This window comes from Kitasatospora sp. NPDC004799, assembly GCF_040609095.1.
In the GTDB taxonomy this organism is placed as follows: Bacteria; Actinomycetota; Actinomycetes; order Streptomycetales; family Streptomycetaceae; genus Kitasatospora.
Genome location: NZ_JBEXJK010000420.1, coordinates 1 through 6,903, shown reverse-complemented (window position 1 = coordinate 6,903; position 6,903 = coordinate 1). Strand labels below are relative to the sequence as shown.

Annotated in this window: 6 protein-coding genes and 1 pseudogene; 5 read left to right on the top strand and 2 right to left on the bottom strand. The window is 75.2% G+C overall.

Annotation, left to right across the window (positions count from 1 at the left end; all coding sequences use genetic code 11):
• Positions 1-286 precede the first annotated feature (286 nt).
• Positions 287-1,003: a DUF6232 family protein gene (locus tag ABZW03_RS34270; protein WP_355267285.1), complete on the top strand. Its 717-nt coding sequence runs from the start codon at positions 287-289 to the stop codon at positions 1,001-1,003.
• The gene (locus tag ABZW03_RS34265) at positions 1,000-1,377 is read left to right on the top strand and encodes a hypothetical protein (RefSeq protein WP_355267282.1); all 378 of its coding nucleotides are present in this window, start codon (positions 1,000-1,002) and stop codon (positions 1,375-1,377) included. Before ABZW03_RS34270 ends, ABZW03_RS34265 begins: the two co-directional genes overlap by 4 nt.
• A gap of 36 nt (positions 1,378-1,413) precedes the next feature.
• Here ABZW03_RS34265 and ABZW03_RS34260 read toward each other — a convergent pair whose 3' ends face one another.
• Entirely contained in the window at positions 1,414-2,340 is a 927-nt protein-coding gene (locus ABZW03_RS34260; protein WP_355267279.1) for an alpha/beta fold hydrolase, read from the bottom strand.
• A gap of 135 nt (positions 2,341-2,475) precedes the next feature.
• Entirely contained in the window at positions 2,476-3,456 is a 981-nt protein-coding gene (locus tag ABZW03_RS34255; RefSeq protein ID WP_355267276.1) for a DUF2797 domain-containing protein, read from the bottom strand.
• 220 nt (positions 3,457-3,676) lie between these two features.
• Between ABZW03_RS34255 and ABZW03_RS34250 the strand changes: the two genes are divergently transcribed.
• The 3 genes and pseudogenes from ABZW03_RS34250 to ABZW03_RS34240 all read left to right on the top strand — a co-directional run.
• Positions 3,677-4,237 carry an RICIN domain-containing protein gene (locus ABZW03_RS34250; RefSeq protein WP_355267273.1) on the top strand — a complete coding sequence of 187 codons (561 nt, stop codon included), beginning with the start codon at positions 3,677-3,679 and terminating at the stop codon, positions 4,235-4,237.
• A 273-nt stretch (positions 4,238-4,510) separates the two neighbouring features.
• The gene (locus ABZW03_RS34245; RefSeq protein ID WP_355267270.1) at positions 4,511-6,628 is read left to right on the top strand and encodes a restriction endonuclease; all 2,118 of its coding nucleotides are present in this window, start codon (positions 4,511-4,513) and stop codon (positions 6,626-6,628) included.
• Between the two features lie 170 nt (positions 6,629-6,798).
• A pseudogene (locus ABZW03_RS34240) lies at positions 6,799-6,903 on the top strand (ABC transporter ATP-binding protein); the annotation flags it as partial.

Here is a 6,903-nt window from a genome sequence, read left to right as displayed (position 1 = left end):
TCGGAGCCTACCTGGACGGCGACGGCAGCACGGCGTACCCGCAGGAGGCGGCCACCACCCGGACGCGGGCGGACGTCCGCCCGTCCCGACCGCCGCTGTCGCTGCGGGCTCGGTCGGGCCCGGGCGGGGTCCGCGGCAAGCTGGGCTGACTGACCGCCACTCGGCCGGGTGGTTTGGCCTGGGCTTGCCTTTCGCTCAAATCCGTTGCGTGCAAATTGACTTGTGCCCGCGCCGGTGTCCTGCTTCATTTGGTCCTCCGCGCTCCACAGCCTCGGGGGAGAGCACCGTGCAGCCGACCGACCCCACCCAGCCCACCGCCGCCGGCCACAGCGGCCACGTCCCGTACGTCCCACCGCCGCCCGGCGGGCCGCCGCCCATCCCACCGCCGGCCGGGCCGCCAGCACCCGCCGTGCCGCCCCCGGCCTTCACGAGCACCGCCGGCGCCAAGGCCACCACCCTGGTCGCGGTCACCAACCGCATCCTCTGGGTCGGGCAGTCGGCGTACCCGCTGTCCAACGTCGCCCGGGTCGCCACCACCCTGATCGTGCCCGGTCGGCGCCGCGCGCTCCTCCGGCTGCTCTTCTTCACGTTGGTCGTCGCCGTGTTCGCGTTCGCGATCGCGTCGGCGTTCTCGCAGAGCGACAGCTTCTCGTCGAGCCGGTACCGCGACAGCTCGTCCTCGGACTCCGGGGTCGGCGTGACCGTCGCCCTCGCGGTGGCCGTCGTGGTGGTCTACTTCCTGATCTTCACCTGGCCGGTGCTGCGCCGTCCCGACCTGTACGCGCTGGCCGTGGACACGGCCGGCCCACCGACCGCACTGCTGGCCTGGCACACCCCGCGCCCCGCGCAGGACCTCCAGGCCGCCATCACCCGGGCGATCGAGAACCCGCAGGCCGAGTTCCAGCAGATCGTCCACAGCCTCACCGTCGACCTGCGGAAGTACCAGTTCGGCGACCGCGTCAACATCTACGGCGGCCAAGGGAACACGGGGATCACCAAATGAGCGACGACGACCGCGACGAGCGCCCGGATCTCCAGTACGGCGACCGGGTCACCATCCACGGCGGCAGCGGCAACGTCGGCATCCAGCACTACAACGGGCCGGTCGGCGACCAGGCGCTGCCGCCGGAGGTCGCCGCGCTCTTCGCCCGGCTCGCCGTCGTGGTCACCGAGCTGGCCCGTGACAGCCGGCTCCACGCGGCGGACCGGCAGAGCCTCGCCGAGGCCCTGCCGGTGCTGGCCAGCCCTGCCACCGAGGAGCCGCGCAGTCGGCGCAACACCCTGCTCCTGCTGGCCGGCGTCGCCCAGAGCCTCGGCGAGGCCGCCGCGCCCGCGCTGGGGCTCGCCAACCAGCTCCTCGCCCTGCTCAGCGGTTGAGCGGTCAGCCGGGAGCCGGTAGCCCCGGGGCGCGGACTACGCCGCTCGGCTCGTCTCGGCGAGAAAGCGCCGCACCAGGTCGCCGACGGCCGCCGGGGCGTCCTCGGGGCTGTAGTGGCCGACGCCGGGCAGCTCGACGGCCCGGCCGCGCGGGAAGGCCTCGGCGAACAGCGGCAGGAAGTGCCGGGCGGCGAGGGTCCGGTCGGCCGCGCCCCAGACGGCGAGCGCGGGCACGGCGGCGAGCGCCGCGCGGGCCTCCGCGCTCGGGGTCGCGAAGACGTGCGCCCCGGTCGCGAAGCCCTCCGCCCAGCCGATCGCCCCGGCGGCCTCCGCGCGGGTGGGGAAGGCCGAGCCGTAGGCGGCCAGCCAGGTGTCGGTGATCAGGGCGTTGTTCTGGAAGCCGTTGAGCTTCAGGGTGCTGAGGATCGTGTAGCCGAGTTCGCCGAGGACGGCGTCCAGGCTGCCGTCGGCGTGCGCCCGGGCGATCCAGCCGAACCAGGGGGACTCGGCCGCGTTGGCGGCGATCGCCGCGCCGAGGCCGTCCTGGCCGAACGGCGTGGGCCCGTTGAGGCTCACCACCCGGGCGATCAGCTCCGGGCGGCGGGCGGCCAAGCCCATGCCGACCGGCCCGCCGAAGTCGTGCAGGACCAGGGTGATGTCGCGCAGGCCGAGGTCCAGGACCAGCGCCTCCAGGTTGTCGACGTGGTCCTGCAGCCAGTAGCTGCGGTCGGCCGGGGTGACGCTCTTGCCGAAGCCCATGTGGTCGGGCACGACCACCCGGTGGGTCGGGGCCAGCCGGCGGACCAGGTCGCGGAAGAGGTAGCCCCAGGTGGGTTCGCCGTGCAGGCAGAGCACCGTCGGGCCGGCGCCCTCGTCCACGTAGTGCTGGGGGAAACCGGGGGCCGTGCTGAAGTGCGGCGGGAACGGGAAGGTGCCGTCGAAGGTCTCGTGGGCAGCGATCATGGCGTGGGCTCGCTCCAAAGTGGTAGCAAAGTAAAACCGCAAGGCCGAGGCTAGGCCTTGCGGTTTTATTACGCAACCACACTGGTCGGGGCGGCTTTCCGCGCGGCCGCCGCCCTCAGGACGAGTCTGGGCGGCTCAGAACAGCGCCTCCTGGGTGTCCGGCTCCGGCGGACGCACGCGCTCGTGGAGGACCAGGCCCGCGGAGCCGCGGCCGGTGACCGGGCCGATCGTCCAGCCGGTCAGCAGCCGGGTGTCCAGCAGCAGCGGGCCCGAGCCGTCCGGCTGGTCGAGGAAGAGGTGCCGGCCCACCGGCGGCCGCAGCCGGCCGGCGACGACCGCGCCGTCGGCCAGCCCGGTGATCTCCCGGTACGTCTCCGGGGCGCCGCCCGCCAGGCCGTAGCGCTCGACGTGGTCGACCACCGGGCGGTCGGCGAGCAGCTCCAGGGCGTGGCCGTCCAGCAGCCGGTGCGCCTGGGCCCGGGCCTGGCCGAGCACCGTACGGCGGTACGGGGCGTCGCCGTGCGACCACCAGTGCTCGGTCTTCAGCCGGGACTTGTACCGCTCGCGGGCCAGGCCCGAGGCGGCGACGGTGAGTTCGGCGCGCCGGATCGCCGGGAGAGCGCCGCGGGCGGTGAACGCGTAGGCCAGCGCGCCCTGTTCGAGCAGCCGGCTGTCCCCGCGCTGCTCGGCGGTCAGGCCGACCTTGAGCAGGCCCTCGCCGAACCAGGCGAGGTAGAGCAGGTAGGTGCGGCCGTCGTCGAGGATCTGGTCCCGGGCGAGGGCGAGGCCGCGGTCCACGCTCTGGCAGGCCGGGCACTGCGTCGCACCGCCGTCCGGGGCGATCACCGCCTGGTGCGGGCAGGGCGTGCGCTCCGTCGCCCCGGCGAGCCAGGCCCCGACGCAGCGGCGCGGGCCGCCCAGCAGCCAGCCGACCTCCGATCCCGGCGTGACGGCGCGCTCGTGCACCCGGGCGCCGAGCGCGGCCCCGAGCACGGCGCGGCCGTCCCGCCAGCTCAGGCCGGTGGAGATCCAGCCGCCGGGGCGGGCCTGCGGCTCCGGGTGCTGCGGCTTCGGCTTCGGCTGCTGCGAATTCGGCTGCTGCGGGGGGATCGTCACGTTTCTCCTGCCGTCGGTAGCAGACGACCCTACCCGGCACCACCGACAGGCCGGGCGGCTCCCCCGAAGTCCACCGGCGCTGGTCGGCGGGCGGAGGCCGGACCCCCGCTCGAACGCCGGTCGACGCCGCTTCGGGCCGGCGTGCCCTTGCCCACCTCGGGTGGTTAGCGTCCTTCCCAGTGCACTCCCTGCGAACATCCACTTCGGAAAGGGAACATCCATGCGCATGCTCGACCGTGCTGCGGCCGCCGCCGGCTCGCTCGTCCTCGCGGCATCAGCTCTGGCCATGTCCGCCGCACCGGCCTCCGCCACCGCCACTCCGGCCGCGGCGGACACGCCCACCACGGTCGCGGCCCTCGGGCTGGCCGCCGACGTCCAGTGGCAGAACCGTCAGAGCGGCAAGTGCCTGGAGGTCGCCGACTCCCGCACCGACAACGGCGCCCCCGTCCAGCAGTGGGACTGCGTCGGCATCCCCACCCAGAAGTGGCACTTCCGCCAGATCACCTCGACCACCGTCGAGGTGATCAACGCGAACAGCGGCAAGTGCCTGGAGGTCGCCGACTCCCGCACCGACAACGGCGCCCCCGTCCAGCAGTGGGACTGCGTCGGGATCGCCACCCAGCGCTGGGTCCTGGCGACCACCGCCAACGGCGCCTCCCTGGTGTTCTACAACGCCAACAGCGGCAAGGTGCTGGAGATCGCCGACTTCCGGACCGACAACGGCGCGCCGGCCCAGCAGTGGGCCCGTGACCTCAACGCCGCCTCGCAGACCTGGTACTGAGCCGGCACCGCCCCGTGGCCGGGGGTGCGGATGCCCGAGCCCCCGGCCGTGCCCAGGCGCCTCGCCCGCCCGACGGGGCGTCAGGTCCATGGCGTCGGCCCCCGCCTCGCCGCGCGAAGGCCCGCTGGTCACGGGCGCTTGGCCGGGCGGGGTGTTCACGTTCTATTGTGGCGGGCGCGGTCGGCGGCGTGGCCGGGAGGCGACGCGGTGCGGCCGGGGTCGGCACGAGGCGAATGGGGTGGACGGACGGTGTCGGGGCGGCGGAGCAGCGGGGTGCTGGCGATCTGGGCGGAGGCGCAGCGGCAGCAGCAGCGCCGGGAGGAGGCCCGGTGGCGCGCCGAGGCGGCGGAGCTGCGCCGCCGGGAGCGGGAGCAGCGCGAGGTACAGCGGGCGGCGGCCCGCGACGAGCGGGAGGCGCAGCGCGCCTACCAGCAGTCGCGGGAGGCGGAGGTGGCCCGGCGGACGGCCGAACTGGACGCCCGGGTGGCGGAGTTGCGGGGCCTGCTGGCCGCCGGGCTGGCCGCGCCGGCCTTCGGCCCGCAGGCCCTGCTGGCGCCGCGGGCGGTGCCGCCGTTCGACCCGGGGCCGCTGGGCGAGCCGGTGCCGATGCCGGACCAGTCCTCGGCCCACTACTTCGTGCCGCCGCCGGACCCGGTCCAGGCCCGCCACCCGGGGGTGCGGCAGCAGTACGAGCACTACCTGGCCCAGGCCCGGGCCCGGTTCGAGCAGGACTGGTACGCCGCGCAGGCCCGGGAGGCCGACCGGCAGCGCCGGCTGGCCGCGTACCACCAGGAGTACCTGGCCTGGATCGAACAGTCCCGCCGGCAGCAGGAGGAGCTGGCGGCCCGGACCGAGGAGCTGCTGCGCCGGCTGCGGGCGGGCGAACCGGAGGCGGTGCAGGAGTACTTCACGGCCGGCCTGTACGCCTCGGCGGCCTGGCCGGAGGGCTTCCCGCACCGGCTGGTGGCGGCGTTCGACGCCGGGGGCCGCCAGCTGGTGGTGGACTGGGAGCTGCCCGGGCCGGACGTGGTGCCGGCCGCCGCCCGGGTGCGGTACGTGAAGGTGGACGACCGGGAGGCCGAGGTGGCCCGTCCGGCGACGGAGCGCAAGGCGCTGTACCGGGAGGTGCTGGCGCAGTCGGCGCTGCGGGTGGCGGCGGAGCTGTTCCGGGCGGACCGGGACGGGCTGCTGGACTCGGTGGTGGTGAACGGGTTCGTCCTCGGCATCGACCCGGCGACCGGCCGCGAGGCCGAGCGCTTCGTCTCCACCCTGACCGCGACCCGCGCCGCCTTCGCCGGCCTGGCGCTGGACCGGGTGGCCCCGCTGGAGTGCTTCCAGGGCCTGGGCGGCCGGCTGTCCGCGCGCCCGGAGCGGCTGGACGAGGTGCGCCCGGACCGGCGGCCCCAGAGCGTCGGCGGGTCCCTGGCCGGGCACGGCGGCGAGGACGAGCCGGACCTGTTCGAGATGGACCCGCTGGAGTTCGAGGACCTGATCGCCGAGCTGTTCCGGCTGCGCGGCTTCCAGGTGATGACCACGGCCCGCAGCGGCGACGTCGGGGTGGACGTGGTGGCCGAGGACCTGGACCCGGTGACCGGCGGCAAGATCGTGATCCAGGCGAAGCGCTACCGGAAGACCGTCCCGCCGACGGCGGTGCGCGACCTGGAGTCCACCGTCCGCCACCACGGCGCGAACAAGGGCATCCTGGTCACCACCGCGGGCTTCGGCCGCGGCTCGTACAGCTACATCGAGGGCAAGCCGCTGACCCTGGTGAGCGGTCCGGAGCTGGTCGCGCTGCTCGCCGAGCAGGGCCTGCGCGGCCGGCTCGGCGGCGGCTCCACCACTGCCCCGGCGGCGGCGGAGCGGCCCGAGGAGTCGGGCGAGACCGCCCTGACGGTGAGCTGGCAGAGCCGGACGGCCGGCGGGGACGCGGTGGAGCTGGACGTCACCGCCTTCCTGTGCGCCGGCGGCCGGGTGCTCAGCGACGAGCACTTCGTGTTCTTCAACAGCCCGCAGGACCCGGACGGCGCCGTCCGGCTGCAGCCGACCCACTCGGTGCCGGGCGAGCCGACCCGGGCGGCCCGGCTGGCCCTGGACCTGCACCGGCTGCCGGCCGCCGTCGAGGAGGTGGTGGTCGCCGTCTCCACCGAGGAGGAGGAGCACCCGGCGCTGCCGCTCGGCTACGTGCACGGGCTGGCCCTCGCCGCCGCGTACGGGCCAGGCGCGGGCGGTCCGGCCGCCTGGGCGGGCCCGACGGGCGGGGTGCCGGACAGCGCGATGCTGCTCGGGGCGTTCCGCCGGACCACCGGCGGCTGGGAGTTCGGCCCGTCCGGGCGGGCGGTGCCGAACGGCCTGGCCGGGCTGGCGGCGGCCTTCGGGGTGGCGGTCGAGTAGGCGGCCGGCCGGACCTTCAGGGTTCACGTCATACCTGAGGAGGAGAGCACCCCCGCCGCCCCGCCGGGTCGGCGGGGGCCGACTGTCCGCGTGGCATACGCATCGCATTCGAACAGCTTGGGATGATGTAACGGAGTCAAACATTCCGTTCACCCGTCCCAGGAGTCAACGTGACGTTCCCCGCAACCGCCGTCCGCACCGGCCGGGCGGCCGCCCGAGCCACCGGCCTGAACAAGGTCTACGGGGAGGGGGAGACCCGCGTCGTCGCCCTCGAC

Bases quoted from the DNA above. Each gene is read 5' to 3' on its own strand.
- ABZW03_RS34260 (WP_355267279.1), bottom strand. From the start codon at position 2,340: ATGATCGCTGCCCACGAGACCTTCGACGGCACCTTCCCGTTCCCGCCG.
- ABZW03_RS34250 (WP_355267273.1), top strand. From the start codon at position 3,677: ATGCGCATGCTCGACCGTGCTGCGGCCGCCGCCGGCTCGCTCGTCCTC.
- ABZW03_RS34265 (WP_355267282.1), top strand. From the start codon at position 1,000: ATGAGCGACGACGACCGCGACGAGCGCCCGGATCTCCAGTACGGCGAC.